General features: G+C 34.6%; 2 protein-coding genes and 2 pseudogenes. 1 reads left to right on the top strand and 3 read right to left on the bottom strand.

Annotation, left to right across the window (positions count from 1 at the left end; genetic code table 11):
• Nucleotides 1-272 precede the first annotated feature (272 nt).
• A pseudogene (locus tag AC1DTM_RS23115) lies at nt 273-557 on the bottom strand (TetR family transcriptional regulator C-terminal domain-containing protein); the annotation flags it as partial.
• Here AC1DTM_RS23115 and AC1DTM_RS23110 point away from each other — a divergent pair.
• Nucleotides 537-1,160, top strand: a pseudogene (locus tag AC1DTM_RS23110) (MFS transporter); the annotation flags it as partial. The pseudogenes AC1DTM_RS23115 and AC1DTM_RS23110 sit on opposite strands and share 21 nt — an antisense overlap.
• Nucleotides 1,161-1,331: 171 nt before the next feature.
• Here AC1DTM_RS23110 and AC1DTM_RS23105 read toward each other — a convergent pair.
• Nucleotides 1,332-1,790 (bottom strand): hypothetical protein, encoded by a 459-nt coding sequence (locus AC1DTM_RS23105; protein ID WP_016105389.1) that lies wholly within the window; start codon nt 1,788-1,790, stop codon nt 1,332-1,334.
• A gap of 156 nt (nt 1,791-1,946) precedes the next feature.
• The coding region (locus tag AC1DTM_RS23100; protein WP_477000979.1) for a DUF3994 domain-containing protein at nt 1,947-2,407 on the bottom strand (461 nt) is incomplete at its 5' end.

Raw genomic sequence — 2,407 nt, 5'->3', positions numbered from 1 at the left:
TCTTAGTGATTTATTACTTGGTAGGTGCTTATGAGGGGCTTTGAAGGGGCTTATATAGTGTTTTCATTCCCCTCTTATCTGATGTCTAATTACAAATGTCTCCAACAATCTTCATACATTGCAGACAGCCATTATGATTCACCTGCTCATATTTACCGGAAAACAAAAAGCACTTGTTGCCTTCGTAGACAATTCAGTGCTTTAAGGTTGAAAGTTTATAAATAAAAGTGTCTATAATCGACATAGTTGATTGAAATACAATTCTGTTACATTTATTTTAGTAACGATAATATGATACATACCGAATTATCTACAACTGAACGTTCTGGTCGAGATTTCATTAACACTGTTAATCCAATTAATGAAGTGACTAGCGTTTGTGCCAATGCTTTAGCATTCACATCACTTTGCAGTTCTCCAGACTGAATACCTTTGGCGATTAATTCTTGAAATATAACTGAAAGATACATTTGATGTTCTCTAGTCAACACTTCAAATTTTTCATTATGAGGGGCAATCTCAACCATTGTGTTAATACAAAAACAGCTATGACCTATCGTAACTTATTACGTTCTGTTCTCTTATTATTTGTAGAAGAAAGGATCTTACGTATTCGCGGAATATTAGCATTGCTTATTTTTACTTCCTTCAGTATTTTATGGACTTCATTAGTTTTACCTCTAAGTGCTGCACCATATAATCTATCACATACAGCTATCGGAGCATTTGGTCTTGCTGGAGTTGCTGGTGCATTAGCTGCCACTAAGGCCGGACAACTCGCTGATCGCGGATTCGGAGAAAGAACTACTGGCATAGCCTTATCCTTATTATTACTTTCATGGCTCCTCATTAAATTAATGAACCCTTCTCTATTCCTACTAGTTATCGGCGTTATCCTTTTAGATTTAGCTGTGCAAGCTGTACATGTCACGAACCAAAGTATACTTTTCACAGTGCGTCCTGAAGCGAGAAGTCGGCTCACTGCTAGTTATATGATTTTTTATTCTATCGGCAGTGCTACAGGTGCAATTCTTTCCACAAACATTTATGCAAGCTACGGATGGAACGGAGTTTGTATATTAGGTGCATCTGTTAGTGCTTGTGCTCTTTTATTCTGGGCAATGACCTTACGACGATCATCACAACTAAAAGAAGACTAATTCATAAGTATATTTTTTAATATGTGTTTTTCTACAAGACTATAGAATACCCTTTACTTTTTAAAATAAATCAACGGCATTTTCATATAAAAAATGCCGTTGATTCCAAACTTTTATGTATGTGATTCGCCATTTCATGATAATAGATCATATACTAGCGAAATACGTCTATTACAAATTACCTTTAACTTGTCCGACAATCTCATTTATCGTATTTCGATCAAACTTATCACTAATTTCGTATGGCTTACGATCTCCTACTAATTGTACCCCTACGATGTCTTTGCGGTCCTTACCATATTGCACTTCAATAATAGATCCGCGCTCTATTTGTTTCCAAATGTAACCTGCTTCATCTTTATTATCTAAAATAATACAGTCCTCAATATTTTCATCGATCCCAATTAACTTGTTATCATCCATATATCCAACCTCGTATTGTAGACGTTCTTTCGCTTTTCCGCTTACTAATATGCCTTTGCTACCGTATGAGTAATCCGTATAATCCTTTTTCTCCGCTTGTACCGCTTTCGGCTCTTTTGCTTCAGTTTTTTCAGCAGTTCCACAACCCGTAATAAGATCGATTGGTATAACCACCGTTAATACTACTCTAGTAAATTTCTTTATCACTTATAACCAACCTCACATGCTTAAGTTTAAATTGCATTTATTACCTTATTAAACAATAACATGATACTAAGTAGACAGAACCAAAGATAACCTATTATTTACATACTCACACTTTAATTAAGGACTATGCCATTTAAACCTAGTCCCTACATAACTTTAACTTTGCTTCACATACTTAATTGTATTGAATGACGTCTCATTAAATAATCGCAAGTTTTTCCCATCATAATCTTGAACTTTATATGTTATTTTCTTTTTTTGAATTGTATCTTCTACACTGTCTACTAAACGTTTATTGAGATGTAAATAGATTGTAAAAGCTTCCTTATCATACTCCCAAGTTCCTTCAATATAATTCTTTTTCTTTGGATACTCACCTTTACCATATGTTTCAAATGTCTTATCACCTTTTAGAATGAGTGACATATTGAAACCGTCTGTTCCTTGGAATCCCCAGTTACCGATTAACTCCGTACCATCTTTCACATTCTTCATAACGTTATCCGTGTTAATTCCAGCTTTCTTATCTAACTCTTTCAAATCTTTCATAGATACTGTACCGTCACCGACTTTAATATCCCCTTCAAGATCTTTGAATGCTTTAAGCCAGTAAATAT

This window comes from Bacillus sp. P4_D3 (assembly GCF_056401855.1).
Note: the sequence above shows the minus strand (reverse complement) of the source record. Positions and strands in the feature narration are given on the sequence as shown.